The organism is Bombiscardovia coagulans (assembly GCF_002259585.1).
In the GTDB taxonomy this organism is placed as follows: Bacteria; Actinomycetota; Actinomycetes; order Actinomycetales; family Bifidobacteriaceae; genus Bombiscardovia; species Bombiscardovia coagulans.
Genome location: NZ_MWWS01000004.1, coordinates 76296 through 96453, shown reverse-complemented (window position 1 = coordinate 96453; position 20158 = coordinate 76296). Strand labels below are relative to the sequence as shown.

26 protein-coding genes and 1 tRNA gene are annotated in these 20158 nt (G+C 45.1%); 10 read left to right on the top strand and 17 right to left on the bottom strand.

Translation table 11 applies throughout. From position 1 onward, the window contains the following. Positions 1 to 4 precede the first annotated feature (4 nt). The 8 genes from lgt (at position 5) to BOCO_RS02135 (ending at position 5639) form a co-directional block, all read left to right on the top strand. On the top strand, positions 5 to 913 hold the full coding sequence (gene lgt, locus BOCO_RS02170) for a prolipoprotein diacylglyceryl transferase (protein ID WP_094722475.1): 909 nt from the start codon (positions 5 to 7) through the stop codon (positions 911 to 913). 10 nt (positions 914 to 923) lie between these two features. Beyond that, positions 924 to 1589, top strand: a complete 666-nt coding sequence (rpe, locus tag BOCO_RS02165) for a ribulose-phosphate 3-epimerase (RefSeq protein WP_094722911.1) — start codon at positions 924 to 926, stop codon at positions 1587 to 1589. Positions 1590 to 1634: 45 nt separating this feature from the next. Next, the gene (locus BOCO_RS02160; RefSeq protein WP_094722474.1) at positions 1635 to 2255 is read left to right on the top strand and encodes a CDP-alcohol phosphatidyltransferase family protein; all 621 of its coding nucleotides are present in this window, start codon (positions 1635 to 1637) and stop codon (positions 2253 to 2255) included. Then, positions 2248 to 3201: a DUF881 domain-containing protein gene (locus tag BOCO_RS02155; protein WP_094722473.1), complete on the top strand. Its 954-nt coding sequence runs from the start codon at positions 2248 to 2250 to the stop codon at positions 3199 to 3201. Before BOCO_RS02160 ends, BOCO_RS02155 begins: the two co-directional genes overlap by 8 nt. A 2-nt stretch (positions 3202 to 3203) precedes the next feature. After that, positions 3204 to 3536, top strand: a complete 333-nt coding sequence (locus BOCO_RS02150) for a small basic family protein (RefSeq protein ID WP_094722472.1) — start codon at positions 3204 to 3206, stop codon at positions 3534 to 3536. A 4-nt stretch (positions 3537 to 3540) separates the two neighbouring features. After that, complete coding sequence (locus BOCO_RS02145) at positions 3541 to 4368, top strand: DUF881 domain-containing protein (protein WP_094722471.1); 828 nt, start codon at positions 3541 to 3543, stop codon at positions 4366 to 4368. Between the two features lie 4 nt (positions 4369 to 4372). Further along, the gene (locus BOCO_RS02140; protein WP_094722470.1) at positions 4373 to 4819 is read left to right on the top strand and encodes an FHA domain-containing protein; all 447 of its coding nucleotides are present in this window, start codon (positions 4373 to 4375) and stop codon (positions 4817 to 4819) included. Positions 4820 to 5021: 202 nt separating this feature from the next. Further along, positions 5022 to 5639, top strand: coding sequence for a MerR family transcriptional regulator (locus BOCO_RS02135; protein ID WP_094722910.1), 618 nt, complete (start codon positions 5022 to 5024; stop codon positions 5637 to 5639). 155 nt (positions 5640 to 5794) lie between these two features. Here BOCO_RS02135 and BOCO_RS02130 read toward each other — a convergent pair whose 3' ends face one another. The 6 genes from BOCO_RS02130 to BOCO_RS02105 all read right to left on the bottom strand — a co-directional run bounded on the left by BOCO_RS02130 (position 5795) and on the right by BOCO_RS02105 (position 13606). Then, positions 5795 to 6517 (bottom strand): HAD hydrolase-like protein, encoded by a 723-nt coding sequence (locus BOCO_RS02130; protein ID WP_094722469.1) that lies wholly within the window; start codon positions 6515 to 6517, stop codon positions 5795 to 5797. Between the two features lie 10 nt (positions 6518 to 6527). Further along, a complete protein-coding gene (locus BOCO_RS02125) occupies positions 6528 to 6878 on the bottom strand; it encodes an RNA polymerase-binding protein RbpA (RefSeq protein WP_094722468.1) in 351 nt (116 codons plus the stop codon). 94 nt (positions 6879 to 6972) lie between these two features. Then, on the bottom strand, positions 6973 to 9501 hold the full coding sequence (locus tag BOCO_RS02120; protein WP_244568742.1) for a DEAD/DEAH box helicase: 2529 nt from the start codon (positions 9499 to 9501) through the stop codon (positions 6973 to 6975). 199 nt (positions 9502 to 9700) lie between these two features. Then, positions 9701 to 10015 carry a hypothetical protein gene (locus BOCO_RS02115; protein WP_094722466.1) on the bottom strand — a complete coding sequence of 105 codons (315 nt, stop codon included), beginning with the start codon at positions 10013 to 10015 and terminating at the stop codon, positions 9701 to 9703. Positions 10016 to 10060: 45 nt separating this feature from the next. After that, on the bottom strand, positions 10061 to 12031 hold the full coding sequence (locus BOCO_RS02110; protein WP_094722465.1) for a helix-turn-helix transcriptional regulator: 1971 nt from the start codon (positions 12029 to 12031) through the stop codon (positions 10061 to 10063). Between the two features lie 144 nt (positions 12032 to 12175). Then, the gene (locus BOCO_RS02105; RefSeq protein WP_094722464.1) at positions 12176 to 13606 is read right to left on the bottom strand and encodes a UTP--glucose-1-phosphate uridylyltransferase; all 1431 of its coding nucleotides are present in this window, start codon (positions 13604 to 13606) and stop codon (positions 12176 to 12178) included. 165 nt (positions 13607 to 13771) lie between these two features. Here BOCO_RS02105 and BOCO_RS02100 point away from each other — a divergent pair. Next, positions 13772 to 13845, top strand: a tRNA-Pro gene (locus BOCO_RS02100). Between the two features lie 95 nt (positions 13846 to 13940). On the opposite strand, the gene BOCO_RS02095 is transcribed toward BOCO_RS02100, so the two are convergent. Next, positions 13941 to 14162: a helix-turn-helix domain-containing protein gene (locus BOCO_RS02095; RefSeq protein WP_094722463.1), complete on the bottom strand. Its 222-nt coding sequence runs from the start codon at positions 14160 to 14162 to the stop codon at positions 13941 to 13943. A 56-nt stretch (positions 14163 to 14218) separates the two neighbouring features. Here BOCO_RS02095 and BOCO_RS02090 point away from each other — a divergent pair, with 56 nt between their 5' ends. After that, positions 14219 to 15484, top strand: a complete 1266-nt coding sequence (locus tag BOCO_RS02090; protein WP_094722462.1) for a tyrosine-type recombinase/integrase — start codon at positions 14219 to 14221, stop codon at positions 15482 to 15484. Positions 15485 to 15644: 160 nt separating this feature from the next. Here the strand turns inward: BOCO_RS02090 and BOCO_RS02085 are convergent, their stop codons facing one another. The 10 genes from BOCO_RS02085 to BOCO_RS02035 form a co-directional block, all read right to left on the bottom strand. Then, positions 15645 to 15827 carry a hypothetical protein gene (locus tag BOCO_RS02085; protein ID WP_094722461.1) on the bottom strand — a complete coding sequence of 61 codons (183 nt, stop codon included), beginning with the start codon at positions 15825 to 15827 and terminating at the stop codon, positions 15645 to 15647. A 588-nt stretch (positions 15828 to 16415) separates the two neighbouring features. Beyond that, positions 16416 to 17051: a sce7726 family protein gene (locus tag BOCO_RS02080; RefSeq protein WP_148140043.1), complete on the bottom strand. Its 636-nt coding sequence runs from the start codon at positions 17049 to 17051 to the stop codon at positions 16416 to 16418. A gap of 63 nt (positions 17052 to 17114) precedes the next feature. Beyond that, positions 17115 to 17303 (bottom strand): hypothetical protein, encoded by a 189-nt coding sequence (locus BOCO_RS02075; RefSeq protein ID WP_094722460.1) that lies wholly within the window; start codon positions 17301 to 17303, stop codon positions 17115 to 17117. A 91-nt stretch (positions 17304 to 17394) separates the two neighbouring features. After that, positions 17395 to 17628: a hypothetical protein gene (locus tag BOCO_RS02070; protein WP_094722459.1), complete on the bottom strand. Its 234-nt coding sequence runs from the start codon at positions 17626 to 17628 to the stop codon at positions 17395 to 17397. 64 nt (positions 17629 to 17692) lie between these two features. After that, positions 17693 to 17881 carry a hypothetical protein gene (locus tag BOCO_RS02065; RefSeq protein WP_094722458.1) on the bottom strand — a complete coding sequence of 63 codons (189 nt, stop codon included), beginning with the start codon at positions 17879 to 17881 and terminating at the stop codon, positions 17693 to 17695. Then, complete coding sequence (locus BOCO_RS02060; protein ID WP_094722457.1) at positions 17878 to 18159, bottom strand: hypothetical protein; 282 nt, start codon at positions 18157 to 18159, stop codon at positions 17878 to 17880. Before BOCO_RS02060 ends, BOCO_RS02065 begins: the two co-directional genes overlap by 4 nt. Before the next feature lie 388 nt (positions 18160 to 18547). Continuing rightward, positions 18548 to 18802 (bottom strand): hypothetical protein, encoded by a 255-nt coding sequence (locus BOCO_RS02050; protein ID WP_094722455.1) that lies wholly within the window; start codon positions 18800 to 18802, stop codon positions 18548 to 18550. Further along, entirely contained in the window at positions 18799 to 19185 is a 387-nt protein-coding gene (locus BOCO_RS02045; RefSeq protein ID WP_094722454.1) for a hypothetical protein, read from the bottom strand. The genes BOCO_RS02050 and BOCO_RS02045 overlap by 4 nt, the downstream gene beginning before the upstream one ends. Further along, on the bottom strand, positions 19182 to 19592 hold the full coding sequence (locus tag BOCO_RS02040) for a hypothetical protein (RefSeq protein ID WP_094722453.1): 411 nt from the start codon (positions 19590 to 19592) through the stop codon (positions 19182 to 19184). The genes BOCO_RS02045 and BOCO_RS02040 overlap by 4 nt, the downstream gene beginning before the upstream one ends. Before the next feature lie 16 nt (positions 19593 to 19608). Next, positions 19609 to 19959: a hypothetical protein gene (locus BOCO_RS02035; RefSeq protein WP_094722452.1), complete on the bottom strand. Its 351-nt coding sequence runs from the start codon at positions 19957 to 19959 to the stop codon at positions 19609 to 19611. Positions 19960 to 20158: the final 199 nt, after the last annotated feature.

Here is a 20158-nt window from a genome sequence, read left to right as displayed (position 1 = left end):
CATGATGACCTTCGCTTATATACCTTCTCCGCCGATCTCAACGTTCAGTATAGGGTCTTTCCCCATTCATTTCTATGCTCTAACAATGCTGGCTGCTATAGGTATTGCGGTCTGGATAACAGGTGTGCGATGGAAACGTGTGGGGGGTAGTTTTGAACAAATCATCGACATTGCTCTTTGTGCTGTACCTGCAGGAATTATTGGGGCACGACTTTACCACGTCGTGACAACGCCTGAGCGTTTCTTTGGCTCTGATGGCAACTTTTGGGATATTTTCAACCTTCGTCAGGGAGGTCTGGGAATTTGGGGTGCTGTTTTATTGGGAAGCTTAGCAGCTTGGGCTTGGTGCAGGCACAAACACTATCCAGCAGCTCTTCTGTGTGATGCGGTAGCTCCTGCACTGCTTGTGGCTCAAGCCGTCGGTAGGCTGGGAAATTGGTTTAATCAGGAACTATACGGGGCTCCCACAACCCTTCCTTGGGGGCTGAAACTCAATCACTCTGGGACCGCTATAGGTTCTCATGAACTGTGCTACGACGGAGCAAGTTGTCCAACTGGTACATTGTTCCATCCTACCTTTCTCTATGAGATGATTTGGAATCTCATAGGAGCAGCTCTGTTGATTTGGATTGGGCGTAAGACTCTTACTCAGTTGAAAGCTGGCTCCTTATTTACCCTTTACATCATCTGGTATACGGTTGGTCGAACGTGGATAGAAGCTTTACGTATTGACTACGCGCATCAGTATTTGGGAATACGCATTAATGTTTGGGTATCGATTATTGTTTGTATGTTAGGTATTGTGGCTTTTATACAAGTAAATCGTCGAGGTAAGAGTACTTCTCTTCTCTCTGAGAAGCTCAGAACTATTACTGAGATGGAACACCGCGAATCCGTCTTGAAGGCTGCATAGAATGTCTATTATGGATATTCAGATAGCACCGAGCATTCTTTCGGCAGACTTCGTTAACCTCGAACGAGATTTACAAGCCATTTCTAGCGCTGACATGGTTCATGTTGATGTGATGGACCATCATTTTGTGCCCAACTTGACCTTGGGAGAACCAATTGTTGAGCGCATTTGCCAAGTAACTGACTTGCCCGTAGATGTACACCTTATGATTGAAGATCCGGATCGGTGGGCACCAGAATTTGCACAGCTGGGTGCTAGTTCTATTACCTTCCATGCTGGTGCAACCCATGCACCAGTACGTCTAGCTCGTCAGTTGAGGAAGATGGGGGTTAAAGCATGTTTCGCGGTGCGTCCTGCTGAGCCTGTGGAACCGCTCTTTGACATCATCGATGAGTTTGATATGGTTCTCGTCATGACTGTGGAACCAGGATTTGGTGGACAGAAATTCTTGGACAACCAGATGAATAAGGTACGTCGCCTCCGTGATTATATTACTGCCCATGGCATGGCGACGCATATTCAAGTCGATGGGGGAGTCAGCTCTCAGACAGCACCTATAGTGGCACAAGCTGGAGCTGATGTACTTGTTGCTGGTTCGGCAGTGTATGGAGCTGCTGATCGAGCTCAGGCAATTAGCGATATACGTCAAGCAGCGCAAAAAGCTTTTCAAGCTTGATGATTGGCGCGCCAATGGTAACTAGACAGGGATGCTGAGTTCAAGATGAGCCGTCCGATTATGGAGCATTTTTCTCGTGGAAAGTATAGTCCTGATGCACGTGATGTGATTTGGACTATACCCAACATTATTTCCATGTTGCGTATTCTTTCCATACCTGTCATTGCCTATCTCGTAGCTCACCGACACCTCATCCTTGCATTGGCTGTGCTGCTGATATCAGCAGTCTCTGATGGCGCAGACGGTATCATTGCGCGTCGATTCAACCAAGTTTCAAAGTTAGGCCAGATATTAGATCCCATAGCTGATCGCCTCTTGATTTTGTGCAGTATATTGGCACTAACCATTGCCAATATACTGCCATGGTGGCTTTTGATTCTTGTAGGTTTACGAGATGTGTTGATGGGTATACTGGTTCTACTGTTAGCCCAGCATGACTACGGGCCTTTACCGGTTCATTTTGCAGGTAAAACTGGAACTGCTGTTTTGATGCTTGCCATTCCGGCACTCATTCTTGCTGATGCATGGCATTCTCCATTCTTCAAGATCCTTCACCTTGTGGCTCTCGCAGCCGTCATTTGGGGGGTTGCTCTGTACTGGTTGGCTGGACTTGTCTACGCACATCAAGGTATAAGTTTATTGCAGCAGGATCACGATCATGACTGATAACAGCCCTCAAACGAGCTCCTTTCCTGTACCACCAGAACGTGCACTGATCCATAGAAGGGCGGTTTTTTCGAAAGGCACAGTCGATTTAACAAATCATCTTGTCAAGGAAGAAACTGAAGATTCTCCTTCTTCAAACCGTCGAAGGCTTAATGACGAGTCATTGAGACTCATCGATAATCTTACGAATAGACCAGTAGATCCCTTATTTGAAGATGCTAGGCTTATGCCTAGGGTTCAACGCTCACAGTTTTCAATTTGGGCAAATAGAATTGTTGTTTTTATTATCTGTGTTGTAGTCGGTGTGGGAGTTACATCCATTGTTCAGGCTCTTCATAAGGACCCCAGACAAAAAGTTCGAGAAAAGCTCATCTCTCAGATTCAAACTACTAACCATCGAACGGATACTCTTAGCTCGCAAATTACTCAACTTCGTGTGGATATTGACAGGTTAACCGGGGAGGTTGGTGCTGCTACAGATGCTAACAAAGCGTCTGAGAGTGATATTTTAAATGGTTCCGTACCAGTCCACGGGCAAGGTGTCAAGCTAACGTTGACCAATCCCATCGTTAATAAAGAGAATAAGGATAAAACCGATAAAATCAACCTTATAACGGATGCTGATCTGCAGTGGTTTACTAGTCAACTCTGGTCAGCTGGTTCGGAAGCGATCGCAATTAATGGTAAACGTATCGGAACACAGACATCAATTCGTTTAGCTGGACAGACAGTTCTTGTCGGAACTGACTCGGTACAGAGCCCCTATGTAATAGAAGCAATTGGGAATAGAAAAGAGCTGACAGAGCACTTCGCGCAATCTGAGCAAAAAAATTATTTGAAGAATTTACGCTCTGCAAATATAACTTTACAAATTTCATCCTCCAAGGATATTACACTAAAAGCTACGGGAGATCCTGACGTGACTTATGCGAAGAGGAGCGAATAGGTATGGCAGCTATACTCGGGTTAATCATAGGTGTAATCGCTGGTCTTTTCCTGCAGCCTGATATACCTGTGGCGCTACAGCCTTACCTACCTATTATGGTTGTTGCGGCTTTAGATGCACTTTTGGGAGCTGCGCGTTCATATTTTGAGCGATCTTTTTCAGATAGAGTCTTCGTAGTTTCATTCTTTTCAAATGTCATAACTGCTACTCTGCTTGTGTTCTTAGGTAATCAATTAGGGGTTGGTTCGCAGCTATCTACCGCAGTCATAGTCGTTTTAGGCATCAGAATCTTCTCGAATGTTTCTGCTCTGCGTCGCTTTATTTTTAAGGGTTAACTGAATGGAAGAACGGAAGACAGCGCCGGGTTCTCTTGATTCACAACAGCAAGAATCGTTGAAAGCTAACCAGGGCGAACGTGCAAACGATGACACTAGTACAGGAACCTTTCCGGTAGTAAGGCGTAAGCCTCCCCATAAGACCTCACACCAGCTAAAAGTGAAGGCCCTAACTGCACTACTAGTAGGTCTACTATGCGCTCTGTTGGGTTTCGGTTATGTTGTTCAGGTACGCAATACCAAGTCTTCGTATGAGGGACTTAGTGAAGAGGAACTAGTTCGAATCCTGGACGAAACGAGCACTCAAGTGGATAAGTTAGAAGAGCGAAAAAGCCAGCTTAACCAGCAATTGAGTTCAATAAAGTCTTCTGCTGACAAGCAGCAGGAGGCGGCAAGAATCGCTAAGCAGAACTCTGAAAGTTCTGATATCTTAGCTGGGCATATACCCGCAGTAGGTAAGGGAATAATAGTTCATATAGACGAGGATGATGACCGTATAGATGCCGCAACTATGTTCACTCTCATTGAAGAACTGCGAAATGCTGGTTCGGAAGTTATCAGTTTGAATGAGGTGCGTGTTGTAACGTCTACTTATGTGAAAGATCTTAAGCAAGGTTTAGAGTGCGATGGACAGAAGCTAAGTTCTCCATACGAAATTCGTGCTATTGGAGATCCTGAAGCCCTACAAAATGCAGTACAGATAGCTGGTGGTGTGGGTTCCCGCATCAAAGTTCAATTCCATGCAACTGTGTCTGTAGAGCAGGCAAATGATGTAAGAATTGACCAAATTCGCAAACCTCAGCACTATCAGTACGCACAGACGGTAGAATAGAAACATGACAGAACCGATTCCAGCAGCAGGCGAGACAACTATCATAGGTATGCCTGCCCTACATATTCCAGTAACCGCAACGGGAGATAGACCACTAACTCAGGAAGATTTGGAAACTATCTCAGGTTTAGAACGTGGTACTGCCCTGCTAATCTCAACCAGGGGAGCAGTGTCAGGTTCACGATACTTACTGGATGAAGATACAGTTAGTGTCGGTAGAGATCCACATGCCGACATATTGCTCGATGATTCAACAGTCTCCCGCATGCATGCCATTTTTCGCCGTGACGACAGAACTTATAGTGTGGAGGATGCTGGTAGTTTGAACGGCACCTATGTGAACAGAGAGCGGGTGGATCAGGCCGTTTTACACAACGGTGATGAAATTATGATAGGGAAGTTCCGCTTGGTGTATTTCTCTGATTCCGCAATCATACAAGGCAATGGATGACAATTTGTGACAAACTTGTAATTTCTTGATTGTCATTTGTGCGTGTTTCAAGAGAATTGTTCAATTGCATCTCCTACTTCCATTCGTTATCGTAAAGTGAGCATAGAAAGATATTGAGAACATGTAGAGCATAGAAGGGAAGTTGTCAATGCCTATGACAAGCTCTCAAAGTGCGAGCACTTCATCTGAAGGTGCAAATCACATGCAGGAACACGGCGACAGTCCGGATGCTGTTCAGGGACAACTGTTTTCGATGAGTGGCGACGAACAGGTTACTAGGGGCTACAGGGGGAGTGTGGCTTCGAAGGTTGCGGGAATCACGTACCGGCAGTTAGACTACTGGGCTCGTAAGCAGATCATGGAACCATCCATAACACAGTCGCATGGTTCCGGTTCGCGTCGGTTATATTCAGTCAAAGACATAGTGGTATTGGCTGTATTAAAGCATCTACTCGATATAGGGGTAAATCTTCCGAATGCAACTTCTGCGGTATCGTTCCTTAGTCAAAAGTCTACGAACGAGTTGGGAGCGGTAACCATTGTTTGCGATGGGGATCAGGTTGTTGATTGTAAAAGCTCAGAACAGCTGTTCGAAATCATGACTTCCGGAAAAGCAGTATTCGCAATGTCGGTTAATGTTATTTGGCAACAAGTCCAAGATGATTTGTCAACAGAAGATTATATCGATCTTGATGAGCATTCGGAGCTGTGCGGGAAAATGCGCAGACCACTCGAAGAAATGGCTATTGAACGACTGCGCCAGAAAATTGCTCGACAGCAAAGTGAACACAGAGAATATGCTTCTATGCATTTTGTATAAACAACATACAAATCAATGTGAACGTGCACACAGCCGTAGGACTGTGTGCACAGCTATATGTAGGGGGTATGCCATAACAGAATTAGGACATCATTTAATGTAATCTGACATAACGTACATTATCGGCTTTACGATTACTTACTTACATACATACATTACTCATGAGATGCAAAGTACTCTTTAATCGCATCTGCTAACTGGGAAACCTCGTCTATAACACGATAAGCACCGTGAGAAAGCAATTCATCTGGTTCAGCGTAACCCCAGCCACATCCTAAGCAATCAATACCTTCAGCTCGTGCGCCATCTACATCAGTCCATCGGTCACCAACCATTAGGGCTCTATCGCCTTGGTTTGGATTAAAAGCTAGCTGATCAAATCCGTACTGAATAACTTGGTCTTTATTAGTTCTGCTACCATCTTGGCTTGCCCCGAAAATATCATCCAGGTACTCTTGTAAACCGAAATACTCACATACCGGCTTCGCTTGGTATTCTGGTTTACAAGAGGCAACTGATAAATGATACCCTAATGACCGTAGCTTTGTCAGCTGTTGAGGAATACCAGGATAAATCTTTGAACACAGACGGCCGACTACCTTCCTACCTGGATGATTAGGATCATCGAATACAGGAAGGTCGTTATAGTACTTTCGATAAATAGCGATGCCTTGATCTATCAACTCTTCCTTTACGCCATTCACTCGTAAAGAATGAGCTATAGAAGGTCCTATAAACCCTCTTAGAGCTGCCTCAGAAGGCATAGGTTCATTGAGTTCTGTAAAAATGTACCGTACACAACCGATAATCCCTGGATCTGAAGCAGTTAATGTGCCGTCCAAGTCTAGTAAAACGATCTTACGGCCTGGAGAATTCATATCTTCTTTCTTACTCGTAGTCAGGGAACCAACCTTCACGGTGCATCTTCAGACGCTTGTCTAAAACGGTCTTCAGCTCATCCTCACTCCGTCTTTCGATGAGCATATCCCAGTGGGTCCGGATGGCTTTGCTGTTTGCATCACCTTGATCGTTGTCATCCTGGCCTTCTAAGCGGGCTACTTGCCCACAACGGCATTCCCACTCATCCGGAGCATCCGCGCCTTCTGCAAGGGGAAGAATTGTGCGGTGTCCATTTGGGCAGACGTATGCAACCTCTCGGCGAGGTGCAAAATCAACATTCTCATCCGACTCAAGTGATTTTGCACCAATACTCATACCACGAAGACTACGTTCAGCCATTCTTCCTCCATGCCAGACAACTACAACTTTTGTTTACTCTAATTACCAAGCTACAGAACAGCTCGGACCATATAATTATTCCTTGCGCTCTTGGTTAATCTAATCCAGTATAAGCCACTATGCCACGATTGATGAGTGAAACAGCCTGTCTCGCATGCACAATGAGTGGTTTTGATTCAAGTTCTAAGTATGGTTCGACCTGCGAAATCTGTTGTAACACATCGATAAGTCGTTTGGTGCTTCTGACGAAATCTCCTGCCGTCAAGCCATTCTCAGTAAGAATCTGCGTCAGACTCTCTCCCCCTGCCCAAGCGTACATTACTTGTGCTAGGCCAAAATCTAATTCCGGTAATTCCATTGATAAACCAGCTTCTTCGCAAGCTTTGGCCACACTTTCCCAAATACCTTGCATATCCAGCGAAGCCTTGGCCATGTTTTGACTGGTTGTCTGAGGGAAAGACTTTGCTTGAGTACTAACTCCTCCCCTACGTGCAACATAAACTAAACCGGCTAAGACACCTGCCAGTTCTTTAGGATCGAGTTTGTCTAATACTCCTGACCTCAAAGTTTGAGCAATCACCAAATCCTGTTCACTGTAGATTCGTCTCAGTAACTGTCCACTCTCGGTCAATTTGTAATTTTTACGCCAACGTATCTCTCCGTTGTCATTACAACGATTTTCGACCTGTCTCAGATATCCCAGTCTTTGCAATATACTGCAAATCTTATCAAACTGACGAGCAACTGAACCTGTTCGAGAGGTATACCGCTCTTGTAAAAGTTCAAGTTTTCGACGTTCACGAATCCAACGACGCATCCACTTTAAGTGGTCTTGCAAGTGTGGGCAGCTTCGGCAGGGATGATTACGGTCCTGTTCGTTGAGGTCTGCTACCTTGCGAGTTAAAACCGCTGTAGCTTCTCGTCTTTCAGACTCCGTGTCAAAGACTTGCCGTTTTAGAGAACGGTAGCCTTGTTTCTGTATGCATGACAAACCCGAACGAATGAGAGCTAGCTCTGTAATATCGCCCATGCTACACCGGGCGGCATGCTCGTAGTCGCTCATGGCTTGTTCGATCTTATTGATTTGGCTTTCCAGTTCTGAAGCTGATCCATTTGCTTCCCATTGCGCGAAAGAATGAGCCAGTGTGTCTCTTGCAGTTTCATAGTCGCTGCTATTGAGCAAATTTACTGCCATGTTAAAGGTTGGTTTGAAACTTGAATGCAGAGGATAGACCCTCTTACTTGAAAGAGCTGCCATGGTTTCTGGTTTGAAGCCTTTATGGTCCACCACAATAGCATGCCCAAGAGTATCTATGCCTCTGCGCCCTGCTCGGCCTGTGAGTTGGGTAAACTCTCCTGCTGTAAGCGGCGCACGTGATACACCATCAAACTTATCTAACTGCTCTATAATCACGCATTTAGCAGGCATATTGATACCTAAAGCTAATGTCTCTGTTGCAAATACTGCTTTTACTAGTCCTAACTCAAATAAGTGCTCAATTACCTGTCTGAAAAGCGTGATGACGCCTGCGTGATGTGCAGCTATACCACGTTCAAGAGCAAATCTGAATTGTGAATAGCCAAGAGCTTGTAGATCACTACGACTAAGCTCCCCTTCTACCATTCTATCTACGATGGTTCTTATTTGTTTTGCTTCATCGTCTGTCGTTAGTTGTAAATCAGCGTCGATGCACTGTTTAACTGCCTGGTCGCAACCAGCTCTAGAGAATATAAAATAAATACCAGGGAGCATTTTCAAGTAGTCAAGCTCATCAATAACAGCCCAACGTTTTGGAGTATAGCGGTTACTGCTCTTAAGTATTTGACGTCCTCTGTGCGCTTTGCGTGATCCGTTGAAAGCTTTGGGGCGTTGTTTATTGCGGTGACGTGTTGCGAGGGAGTCTAATTGATCTAACCTGGAAATAAGCTGTCGATTGAGAGTGTCTGTCTGTGAGTTCTTAATCTTGTTCTGGTACAGGTCAAAGACCTCGGGCTCTGTCTCATCGTCATTTTGAACAATAACGTGCTGTTCGAGAGGTACTGGCCTTTGTTCACTGACGACTAGCTGGGTATCACCTCTCACAGATGCAATCCAGTTTGAAAAGTCTTCTACATTTGAGACTGTGGCTGAAAGTCCAACTACCTTTACAGCATCTGGCAGATGAATGATAACCTCTTCCCAAACGGGACCTCGGAAACGATCTGCCAAGTAGTGTATTTCATCCAAAATAACATAACGAAGTGCACTCAATTGAGTGGAACGTTCGTATATCATGTTGCGTAAAACTTCAGTAGTCATGACGACAATATCTGCATCAGGATTTATGGAGTTATCTCCAGTGAGTAATCCGACTCGATCCTCACCATAAACGGTAGCTAAATCATGGTATTTCTGGTTGCTTAACGCTTTTACCGGGGTAGTATAAATAGCTTTTACATTCTGCTTTTGAGCAAGGAACACTGCAAAATCTGCCACGATAGTTTTCCCAGCACCCGTTGGAGCAGCTACAACTACATTATTTCCTGCTTCCAAAGCATCGATAGCTTGTATTTGAAAGTCATCAAGTTCGAAGGCGAGTTGTTTACTGAAAGCATTAGCAGCAGTTTTGGCATGCTGTCGCATGTTTTGGAAACGGGCGTATCGTTGCGAAGGACTGGGTTCCGCTTCACTGTTGGTAGTCAAGGCAGTATCAATCCTTTTAACGTTTGCCTTCTTTGATAATCCGCGTGCATGACGTGACACTTGGGCTCTCTCCCCATACATGTATTTGTTGCTTGTGGCAGCCGATATCACTTGTTCTCTATATCATTCAAAAAGCAGTTTATTCGTTGAAATGTTTCCAAACCTGCCATCGTTGCAGATGTCTACTATGTGCTGAAGCTTTACGTTCCAGTACATGAGCATGTGCTTGAGCATAACGCTCAGAGGAAGAGGACAAGGGTTGAGTAAAAGCAGGTGCTTGCTGGGTAACAGCATCTTCATTCTGCTGGGCCGTACTCAGGCTGTTTTGTACTGTTTGGGCAAGTGAACCTACGATTCGAGAAGCATGAAGAGCTTTCCGAACAGCATAAACAACGCCTACTACAAAGATGATAATCATGAAAAGCACCAAGAATGGCCACACCCAACCGGGCATCACTACCTCCTCTTGCTCACTATATTCGTTGTATACGGAGCTGAGTTATGCTTCGTCTTGTCCATCCTCACTGACACTAAGTTCGCGTTGTGCACGCGCTAAGATCATTTTACGCAGTGTTTCTGGCGCAACGGCGCTGATGTGGCGAGCATGTGCAATACAGAATGCTACAAACCATGAATCAGATGACACAACAAGCTGCACCTTCTGACCCTTGCCGTAGGGTTCCACTGAAGCACCTGGTAAAGACGTAATAAAAGGTGCGTCTGGCGTATCTGTGATAAAGATTGCTGCGGTGCCATTGTCAAAGCTCCACTTACGCAATTCATTAGCAGGAACATCTGGAATATCGAGTTTGTGCTTAGGAGCAATGAGCTCTCCGTGCTCAATTCGAGACAAGCGTAAGACCTGCCACTGTCGATCTCGCCCTGCCCCCTGCTTCGAAGGTGTGTGTTGTTTTTCGGACTGATTACTAGCATCAGCTTCTGTTGTCGTGCCCTCTGCTGCGTCACCTATATCAGTCCACACCACAGCATAGTAACGGCCTTCATCCACTAATATTTTAGCTGGGGCCACTATTTTACGCCTGGTTCGACCAGCTCCATCTGTGTACTCCATGTCAAGCAAAGAACCAGTGCTAATTGCTCTCTTGACCAGGGAAAAACTGGGAGGTTCTGTCTCGTAACCTGTCAAAGATAGCCAAGGTGTCTCCCCCGGCCCCACATGTGATCGTAATCTTTGATACAGAGTCTCAGCTTGCTGGCGTGATTGTTCAGACATAAGGGGTGAGTGAGCCAAGTAGTTAAGTGATGCTGTGAGCATACTCAAATACTGAGGTGAAATGCCTGCTAAGCGTTCCAAGCCTAAGGAATTTGTGGCTGAAACGATACCTGACTCATCTAAGAGTGTCCAGTCAATATCGAAGAACTGACTTCCCGCCATTTCTCCGTCGTCAGAAACGGTAGTTAACGTGTTGATATCTTTATGAATAATATTGACGTATTTTTTGAGTTCGTCTTCTGTGTGTGTTTTCCCTATAAAACGCTCAGCTAATTCAGCTAAGGAGAATTCCTCACCTAAGTGGGCAGACAAGAAGAGCATCAGTCGTAAACGGCGGTCTACCTCTGATCCAGTTTGGAAAGCATTTGAACTCTTTCGTGGCTGAGGCTCATCCTGTATAGACTGGGCATCCTCTTCAGGCTCAACTGGTAGTACGGCGAGTCCATTTTTCTGATTTCTGCTGATCTCAGACGAATTACCAGTAGCTGCTGAGGAACTGATCGACTCCTCTGCTAGTGAGAACTGTTCCGCAGCATGCAGACGACGGTGGAAGGCATCGACCGCCTCTTGAGGGCTGACAATTGAAGCTCCAGGATGTTCTAGAACAAACATCGCTAAATCGTCGGAATCCGTATATGCTACGTTGATATGCTCACCATCAACATCTACAGTTGCTGCAAAGCGTCTAGAATCGATAACTTTGACCAAAGAATCTGGTAAATGTTGAGTTCCCAGTCCAGGGGCGATAGAATCCAATCCTAATCCTGGTATCGGTACTTGAGGTACTCTCGGTGTGGTTCTGGATACAGGACGAGCCGGCTGTGAAGCTTCCTGCGACATAGCAATGGAGCGAGCTAAGTAGTTTGCAGCAGCCAGAATTGGCAAATCTTCTTGCTCAAAGTGCATACGAATGCGCGGTTCGTCACCAAGTTGCAGTCGGTAAGACGCAAAGTCTTGTCCTTCTGACTTAGAAGAATATTCAGGCTGGCGAGACTCAATGGCAATGCCCATGGCAGCCAACTTAGCTCGATCTCTCTGGAACTGCTTAGCAAAAGCCGCTTTTGCAGCTTGATCTGCTAGTTCACCGTATGAATCGGCATATGCCTTAACCCTTTGGGCTATCTGTCGGGAAGTAAGCCACTGGGGGAAAGCTGACGACAAAACAGCTAGGACATCAAGCTCGTGCTTGCCCCACTTATCCGAAAAACGTCGCCTACCGTTTGTTCCCTCTGCCATCAGTCCTCGCGTATCATTAACATGTTTATATGCTATGCGTTGGTGAACGCATATCTTCTATAATAGGTTGTTTTCTATCTTATTGGTACCGGAATGTTTAAATCAATCTATTCTTTTCTTGAAAAGCTGATTTCGAGTAATGTGCTATATCCAATCATCAGGTTCAATCCCCTGTGGTCCCACGAATTGACCATTGGGCACATAAGAGGGCACATGTTGGTCTTCTAACCGTGCATCTGCAAAGAAGGTGACATCTCGACCGAAGGTCCAATCTCCTTGTATAGAAACAGAGTTCGCTGCTGCTAATTTTGGTACACCATATGGGAAACGCTCGTCGAAATCTGCAATATTCTTGTAATACCGTTGGTCTAGGTCAACAGTTGGGAAGATGTAATTGCCATCCTCCATTTCGTAGCAATCGGTAAGGTGGAACCGATCAGAACGTGCGATAAACAAGTCGTCAGTAGTCTTTACGGGCAAGAAACGCATGCGGTCGACTTGAACGCACGTTGCGTTCGGGAACAGTGATGCTGCTGCACCCATAGCAGTTTCAAGTTGAATTACTGCCTGACTATTTGGGTCGGCAGGATTCACCGTTTTTTTGTTTGCAATGACTGGCAGGGGCAAGATTCCCTGGTATTCTTCAAGTTTTTCTTTAAGTGCGTCCACTCTCACCCAAATGCTATTGGTATTGAAATATGGATGCTTGTCAATACTCATTGCGCTAGCTGTATCACAAGGAGCTACCTGGCTCATCTCTCGTAATAACAGGCATCCTGTTTGTTTATCTACTACTAAATGCCCACCTTTACGGTCTGCCTCTGTTCGTAGTGCCACTTCAATCATGAATGGTGAGCCTGACTGAGCAAAATGGCCAGCCAAGGTACGTGAAGGTCTAGCTCCTAAATTATCAGAGTTTGAAATGAACAAATATTCGATACCCTGCGCCTGCAGAGTAGTCAACAAATCAGATTCCCAGAGAGCGGCAAACAAGTCGCCATGCCCAGGCGGGCACCATTCGAGTTCTGTATTTTCAGGATAGACAACAGGTTCGCCGGTTTCAGCTACGATTTTGGGTTCATAGTGTTGAAGAATTTCGGTGGGTACGTCTGTCTGAGTGAAGTTTTTATTCCGGTTAAGAACGCGCATTGAGTCAGCAGAAGTCCGAAAGGAATTCATTAAAGTCAGTGGTAACTGAATATCTAGACGTTTACGCGCCGTGATGACTTGTCCGAGGATGATATCGAGAAATCGCATTTTGCGCGCCTTGTGCCGGCGGACAGGCAGAAGTGACTTTGCTTGTTCAAGTCCCATCGAAGTACCAAGACCGCCATTTAATTTGAGAAAGGCAGTCTTTGAAAATGCTTGTAAAGCATAATCCATGTCCATAGATTTCCGGATATCTTGAAATGTTGGCACATGATGCAAGGGGTCCACATCTTGTTCGCGTATTGAACCGCTTACCTGGTCTGATGACCATGTTTCATACAGTCGTTTAAACTGAGCTATAGCTATCTCGCTCATCCCCTGTGCCTGCATCTTTGCTTGGCATTGTGCGAAAGCTTTGGAATTCATCGGTCTCCTTCCGTAAAGACAGAAAACTAGTTTAACCCTAGAACGATGAATTAGCGAAAAAACCTCAGATAATCGTTATTTTAGACCTCTACTTGCCTGACGCGTCATGTTGTTGGAAGATGTCTTATTTTGTGCTACTATACATGCTTGGTGCGATTGCACCATCGGGCCGTAGCGCAGCTTGGTAGCGCACTTGACTGGGGGTCAAGGGGTCGCGGGTTCAAATCCCGCCGGCCCGACGAAAGGGTTGGAATACCAACGATTTTAAACCCTATCTTCTGTTCTTAAAATCTCCTAGGGGACATTCAGGGGACATTGGAGAAGTTTTTGAAGATCATTCCCTAGGTTCTACCGTATGGTCGGTTATATACGAGTTCACATCTTCACGTCGATACCTGACATACTTGCCGAAACGTATATATGCTATTTCGCGCTGTTCCTGCCGCCACCGAGCTAATGTGGATATCGGTATAGCTAAGAGAGAAGCGACTTCCTGTGGAGTAAGAAGCTCTGATGTTTCAATTCCATTAGTATTGTTTGTGTTTTTAGTATCCATAACTATATATATGCGTCATGGTATTCACGCAATAACACGTGACGCATATTCTATGTATGGCTAAAGCATGGATATACGACCGTTGGTTAAAAAGTGTTTATACAACATTACCCGACGGTAATAAGGTAAAGGTCGCACCGTCAAGCCAGGTAAAACGCGCTTTAACTAGGGCTTCTGACCCTATGAAAGCCGCTGTACCTACAGAGTTCAGGACAACTGATTATGGGAAGGGTTTACGGTGGAGCGTGTACTGGTGGTCGGACGGTAAACGTCAAAAAAAGAATTTCGCGTCCCGTTCTGAAGCAGAATTATTTCAAGTAGAATGCGAAGACACTATTCTGTCCGGTAAATATGTGAACAACAAGGACAAAAAGAATCCATTGAGCAAGGTTGCTGACATCTGGTTAGAAGGCTTACCTGGGACCATTAAAGGTTCTACTGAAGCCAGGTACCGCAGAGAAGTAAGAACATGGATACTACCTAGATGGGGACAGGTACCAGTAGGACAAATCACAGTCGATGGTATTCAACAATGGGTAGCTCAATTAGGCCAAGGTACTGCCCCGTATGCTGGGAAAACAGGCCAGGCTCGCCCGTTAGCAGCAGCTTCTATACGGTCCATTGTAAAAATTGTTTTGAAATCAATACTTGATACAGCAGTACGGTTGCACTGGATTAACGATAATCCAGTTAACCCGGTCAAGATACCTCGTGTTAAACAAGCAATACAACGTATATATCTAACTCCAACAGAAGTAAAAACACTGGCAGATGCAATGGACGCGCCGAACGCTAGCTTAGTGTATGTGCTTGCATACACGGGTATACGAATAGGTGAAGCGCTCGCGCTTCGGTGTGCTGATGTTGATTTGAAATCACGAAGTATACGTATTTTAAGGACGCAGTCTATTGACGCACAATCGCGTTTAGTGGAAACCTTGCCGAAGGGGAATAGGACGAGGATTGTACCTATTCCTGAGCCGCTTCTCCCCTGTTTGCGATTGTTATTGTCTGGTCATGCTGATTCGGATTACCTGTTTCGTGGTCCTCGTGGCGGACGGCAAACAACAAATAATTGGAGGATGCGTGTTTGGGTTCCAGCGTTGCAGAAAACAGGTATGGATGTCATAGATGGTCTGGTTGTTCATTCCTTGCGTCATACATACGCGTCATTGGCTATTAAAGCTGGTGCAGATGTGAAAACATTACAGGCAGTTTTGGGGCATGCTTCAGCTACGGAGACTCTTGACACGTATGCTGATCTGTGGCCACAACGTACTAACGAAGTTGCTGACGTGATTAGCAAAGACATTATGCTGTAGTTGTTTTTTCAATGCTGTTTAATGCGGTTGTTGTGTATATCACCTGCTGAGAGTGTTACGGTAAATTCAATACATTATGCAAAGGTTTTATCTGAACAAATTAGATGGAACCTGCTTGTTGAGCTTATTGTTCTCAGGATGATTTAATCATCGCCTGTGCTCAAGAATGGAAGACCTGAGTTAAATGAGAAAACAGTTTCTTGAAAGAAATTTTCTCTTCGTTGATAGACTTGGAATTGTTTTCATCAGCCCTACGAAAATATTCTTCAGGATTCTCTAAAAGTTGTCGTGATTTCTCGTTCATTTGTACAGACCATGGAAGCTGTTGCGATTGTATTGTCATAATCATGCTCCTTAGTATGTCTGTAAAACAATATATCTGATGTACGTATGTATTCAAATTATACTCATTAGGATAGTTTGGCAGCCAAATGTTTATAAACTGAAATGTCGAGTCACGACTCTTATTAAAAAGAGTTAAGGGCTCCAAGTGCATGCTTAGAACCCTTAACTCAATATAGCCAAAGCAATGTCTAATAATGAACTAATGTTATTATTATATCACGATAGTGTCCATAAAAGCAAACATAACATGCTAGTGTCCTTTCTGGTTGCTATCTGTATCTGGTAGGTATATATTGACAGCTATATGCTGGAATCAATAGCGAAAACCCAGCGATTTTGAGTGCATACAGTTATTATTGATATGCTAATGCTAAATCTATGTTTTCAAGTTGTAATGACTTGCATGCTTTTCTTCCCGTGCTTGCGAGCGCTGGGGTTACTTCATAATGATGTTCGGGACACTATTCTTTACCATTTGATGTTTGAAACCAGTTTGTTCCGTACTTATCAGTCCACACTTCTACAGCACTTGAATGCCTTTCGAAGCAGCAGTATTCACCACGCTGGCTTGCTCTTCGCATCCAGGCTAATCACAGGTCAGCGTGTGACCTTCTATTTCTGGCGTAGTGTCTGGGTTTGAAAGAGAAAGATTGTCACACCTCCAATTGGTGCGCGTCTTTAACTGGGTGTGTACCAATTTTCGTAGTTGAGGAAGAGAAAAGCTGTCCACCATCCTGTCCCAACATGTAGTTCTAGTTTTAGAGCGAACACCCCGGTCGAAACCGTAATGAGTCAGAATATCAATGGTTTCGTCTCTCCATAAGAGCTGGACCAATGCGTGTGGATCTATATTAGATTTGTTTGATTTTGGATTCCGCAGCTTCCTGATGAAGGTCCGTCCATTACTGGTTTGTCTTGCGATGTATACTCCCCAGAAGTCGTGGATCATGTTTAAAGCCTCATCAAGATGGTTTTCAGCTACAACAAGATTGCAATAGTCCAGCACCGCTGAATAATATCGCACCTGTTTCGGCAATCTTTTGAGATTGTCGCTTGCGCTTTTAAGCTCATACCCACATAAATGACCATTGAGAACCGCGATATCGACTCGTACCTCACCACACAAATCAAACTCGTCCAGTATGAGTGCCGACTCATTTTCCTTGCGGTGTTGCAACGTAGAACGCATCGCCTGTCGTACGTCTATATCACGCATCCTCATTATTAGGTACACCTTCTAACGAATTTCCGATGAAGCGCTAGCAAGACATCCTATACTCGATACTCATGCAAGAATCCACGCTACCGTGATTAGGTCAATCAATATGACAATCCCAATCGAGCGACTCCACCGCTCAACCAAGAGTAATTTGGTTGATTTCTTATCAAAGAACTCATGCAGTATCATTGTTGCCATCCATGCTGTGTAACAAATCATCGCTAATATCAGCAAAAACCGAATCTTGACTGCCATGCTTTTCATTTTTCTTGGGTTATTTTTATTCGGGTAGGTTGTCTTGCACTTTGATATTTTTGCAAAGTGTGAGACTGCTTACTTTGTTCACTCATACGAACCTCGACATCAAGCCAAAAACCATAATCAACAAGACAATCCCAAGCGCAGCACTCGACGAACAAACAAAGAGAAATTTGTTCGATTCGCTATCAAGCGGCAACAGGACTGTCATTGCCGCCAGTGCCATCATGCTTACTATGTAGCAAACTATTTGTAGCAATGCCATCATGTACAGTATGAAGAAAATCAGTGCTACTATCAGCAAAATGATCTTGCCTATCATGCCTTCTCCCCCGTACAACGGTCTTCGTCGATGATCACTTTAACTGCCACTATTTCGAACGTTTTTACGCCCATCCGAAAACCTTAATCATTATCATAAAGAAAACAGCACATGCGGCTACGAGACAAGAAAACGCTGCGGTACCCCACAAGCGTGGTGCAACATAAGAATCGCTTTCGTCCCGCTTCATCGCAATCATCGATGCTATGAAGCCAAGTACGGCTGCTATCAGTAATATAATTGGGCCTATCATGCTTCCTCCTCGCTCGTGTGTTCGAGAATCCATTGAGCCATTCTTCGCGCATTCGTGACGCTGAGACTGTGACTTATTCCTCCTTGCTCTGTGTATATCTCTATACACAGCTCTTGGTCAAGATTGATAACACTAAGAGACGGAGTAGGAGCATCAGACCAGGTCTCGTTGAATTTCACAGCTCTTTCATTGAGAGTGCGCCATCTGCAATATTGCCATACTTCACCGTTCTGATCGACGAAATACTCTTTAAGTGGCGTATCGCCTGTGATCTTCATGCTTCCTCCTCGCTCCAGCGCTTGTATTCTTCGCAGCACGGTCTGCGGTCCGCCTCACACTCATGGCATACGATCTTCTGACAAACGGGACACCGTTGATACAATGCTGGATAGTCGTGATCACTATCGAGCACCTTGCCGCACAATCCACACTTCTTGACTAGGTGCGAGGCCCCCATCTTTGGCCCGAAAGCGTACCCTTCACTAGTCCTTCCCGAGTACCTGGATGAAGAGAAGTATCGTATCGTATCCGATGAAAAAACGAACTCACGCCCGCATTCTGGGCACTCCTCAACACCATAGTCGGGATACTCCAACGTTTCGTCCTCCTCATACCCGCAATAAGGGCATACCATATTCTCTGTATCCATATGATCTATCTGTCGTGTCATGCTTCCTCCTCACTCGTGTGCTCGAGTATCCATTGAGCCAGTCTTCTTGTATTCGTGACGCTGATGCTGGTATTCATGCTCCCGTGCTCCGTGTATAGCTCTACGCACAGCATCCCGCCTGTTTTGGTCACGTTAAGGGACGGTAAAGCAGGATCATCAGCCCAGATTTCGTGCGAGATCGCAGCCCCCTCACCGTGAGAATGCCATGTTTCGCCAGTCGCACGATCAACCTCATACTCTGTCTCACTCATGCCGCCTCCTCGGGCTTATACCGGTCCGGGTAAGTAGCTCCAATAAGCTGTGCGTACCGTCGATAGCCTGATTCACCTTCAGCAGCTATAACGTCTGCATCTATAAGCTCGTTATCGCTATACTCTGGGATAAAACCATGATTATCCACAAACCACTCATGCCGCAAACAAGCCATAATCACGTCAGGACTACCCAAATCAACAAAATCATCAAGCCACGGCACCCTCTTAGCACGCAAATACCTGTACTCCACCATCGACATGCCGTCACACATAGACCTTGCCTTATTAGCACTCTCAGCCCGAACAAGCTGCGTATCCTCAGGGTCATCTCCTGCCATAACCACAAACACTTTGTCGCTGATATTCATTTGTTGTGTCATGCTTCCACCGCCCCGGGGTTATATTTATCCGGGTACGTTGTCTCGCACCGGTCGTATTGGTCTTCTTGATACGTAGATAAATCAGAGTTGCTAATCGAGTCGCCATCCGATAAACTCCCATCGGGCACAAGCTCAGATTCAGACGTTTGCCATCCGTATTGCGAATAAGCTTTAATCGCATCAGGAGAGTCTAAATCCTCATAATCATCTAAATACTCGACCCGAATCGCTATAAGTCTTTCACGAATTACATCAATTTCCTCATCATTAAAAAGCTCACTTGATTGCTGAGCAACCTCATAAATCTGATCTTCATCCTCTACACGAATAAACTCAATTCCGAAAACCGGATACTCGCTATTATAAATAGCGAAAACTTTCCCAAGATTCTTTCCCTCATTATCCATTATTTACTCCTCTCTGTTAGTTATTCATGTTTACTGGGTGATATTCACCCTCATCATCTAAAAGCACCCACCCGTGGCGCATGGTATAAATAGGCTTCGATTGCGGATATTCCCAAGCATGCACCATATAACCTTCTAAACGGGCTTCTGACGGGTGAGCGTGCACCCAACCATGGCAGCCCGTATCCCCAGACCCACACAGCAGTACGAGATTCGACGGCAAATGTAGGCCCGGCCAAGGATGCGAGCGCAGTCTTCTGTGATGACGACTACCAGCTACCATTTCCAAGTTTTTGCCGCATCGGATACATCGGCAGTTATCTCTCCGATCTACTAGACGACATGTCTTTGCACTCGGTTGGCTCATAATGGTTCCTCTGTTATCGAGCTAATCCTGTCTTCAGAAACAATCCTGGTAAGCAGCTTCCTTGAGGAGTGCTTCAAATAAAGCGTGCAAGCGAACACTAAAGCACAAGACATTGTGACCAATATATGTCCCCAAGCAGCTTGTTGGTATTCCATTCCCGCGCAAACCATGTCTAACAGGATGAAGAAACTAATACAGC

Excerpts from the sequence above, each read along its gene's own strand:
- BOCO_RS02095 (WP_094722463.1), bottom strand. The coding sequence starts at position 14,162 with ATGGATACTAAAAACACAAACAATACTAATGGAATTGAAACATCAGAG.
- BOCO_RS02155 (WP_094722473.1), top strand. The coding sequence starts at position 2,248 with ATGACTGATAACAGCCCTCAAACGAGCTCCTTTCCTGTACCACCAGAA.
- BOCO_RS02085 (WP_094722461.1), bottom strand. The coding sequence starts at position 15,827 with ATGACAATACAATCGCAACAGCTTCCATGGTCTGTACAAATGAACGAG.
- rpe (WP_094722911.1), top strand. The coding sequence starts at position 924 with ATGGATATTCAGATAGCACCGAGCATTCTTTCGGCAGACTTCGTTAAC.
- BOCO_RS02115 (WP_094722466.1), bottom strand. The coding sequence starts at position 10,015 with ATGCCCGGTTGGGTGTGGCCATTCTTGGTGCTTTTCATGATTATCATC.
- BOCO_RS02145 (WP_094722471.1), top strand. The coding sequence starts at position 3,541 with ATGGAAGAACGGAAGACAGCGCCGGGTTCTCTTGATTCACAACAGCAA.
- BOCO_RS02080 (WP_148140043.1), bottom strand. The coding sequence starts at position 17,051 with ATGAGGATGCGTGATATAGACGTACGACAGGCGATGCGTTCTACGTTG.
- BOCO_RS02070 (WP_094722459.1), bottom strand. The coding sequence starts at position 17,628 with ATGATAGGCAAGATCATTTTGCTGATAGTAGCACTGATTTTCTTCATA.
- BOCO_RS02160 (WP_094722474.1), top strand. The coding sequence starts at position 1,635 with ATGAGCCGTCCGATTATGGAGCATTTTTCTCGTGGAAAGTATAGTCCT.
- BOCO_RS02065 (WP_094722458.1), bottom strand. The coding sequence starts at position 17,881 with ATGATAGGCCCAATTATATTACTGATAGCAGCCGTACTTGGCTTCATA.
- BOCO_RS02060 (WP_094722457.1), bottom strand. The coding sequence starts at position 18,159 with ATGAAGATCACAGGCGATACGCCACTTAAAGAGTATTTCGTCGATCAG.
- BOCO_RS02135 (WP_094722910.1), top strand. The coding sequence starts at position 5,022 with ATGCAGGAACACGGCGACAGTCCGGATGCTGTTCAGGGACAACTGTTT.
- BOCO_RS02075 (WP_094722460.1), bottom strand. The coding sequence starts at position 17,303 with ATGGCAGTCAAGATTCGGTTTTTGCTGATATTAGCGATGATTTGTTAC.
- BOCO_RS02040 (WP_094722453.1), bottom strand. The coding sequence starts at position 19,592 with ATGGATAATGAGGGAAAGAATCTTGGGAAAGTTTTCGCTATTTATAAT.
- BOCO_RS02140 (WP_094722470.1), top strand. The coding sequence starts at position 4,373 with ATGACAGAACCGATTCCAGCAGCAGGCGAGACAACTATCATAGGTATG.
- BOCO_RS02110 (WP_094722465.1), bottom strand. The coding sequence starts at position 12,031 with ATGGCAGAGGGAACAAACGGTAGGCGACGTTTTTCGGATAAGTGGGGC.
- BOCO_RS02035 (WP_094722452.1), bottom strand. The coding sequence starts at position 19,959 with ATGAGCCAACCGAGTGCAAAGACATGTCGTCTAGTAGATCGGAGAGAT.
- BOCO_RS02045 (WP_094722454.1), bottom strand. The coding sequence starts at position 19,185 with ATGACACAACAAATGAATATCAGCGACAAAGTGTTTGTGGTTATGGCA.
- BOCO_RS02125 (WP_094722468.1), bottom strand. The coding sequence starts at position 6,878 with ATGGCTGAACGTAGTCTTCGTGGTATGAGTATTGGTGCAAAATCACTT.
- BOCO_RS02150 (WP_094722472.1), top strand. The coding sequence starts at position 3,204 with ATGGCAGCTATACTCGGGTTAATCATAGGTGTAATCGCTGGTCTTTTC.
- BOCO_RS02120 (WP_244568742.1), bottom strand. The coding sequence starts at position 9,501 with ATGCGACAGCATGCCAAAACTGCTGCTAATGCTTTCAGTAAACAACTC.
- BOCO_RS02050 (WP_094722455.1), bottom strand. The coding sequence starts at position 18,802 with ATGAGTGAGACAGAGTATGAGGTTGATCGTGCGACTGGCGAAACATGG.
- BOCO_RS02090 (WP_094722462.1), top strand. The coding sequence starts at position 14,219 with ATGGCTAAAGCATGGATATACGACCGTTGGTTAAAAAGTGTTTATACA.
- BOCO_RS02130 (WP_094722469.1), bottom strand. The coding sequence starts at position 6,517 with ATGAATTCTCCAGGCCGTAAGATCGTTTTACTAGACTTGGACGGCACA.
- lgt (WP_094722475.1), top strand. The coding sequence starts at position 5 with ATGACCTTCGCTTATATACCTTCTCCGCCGATCTCAACGTTCAGTATA.
- BOCO_RS02105 (WP_094722464.1), bottom strand. The coding sequence starts at position 13,606 with ATGAATTCCAAAGCTTTCGCACAATGCCAAGCAAAGATGCAGGCACAG.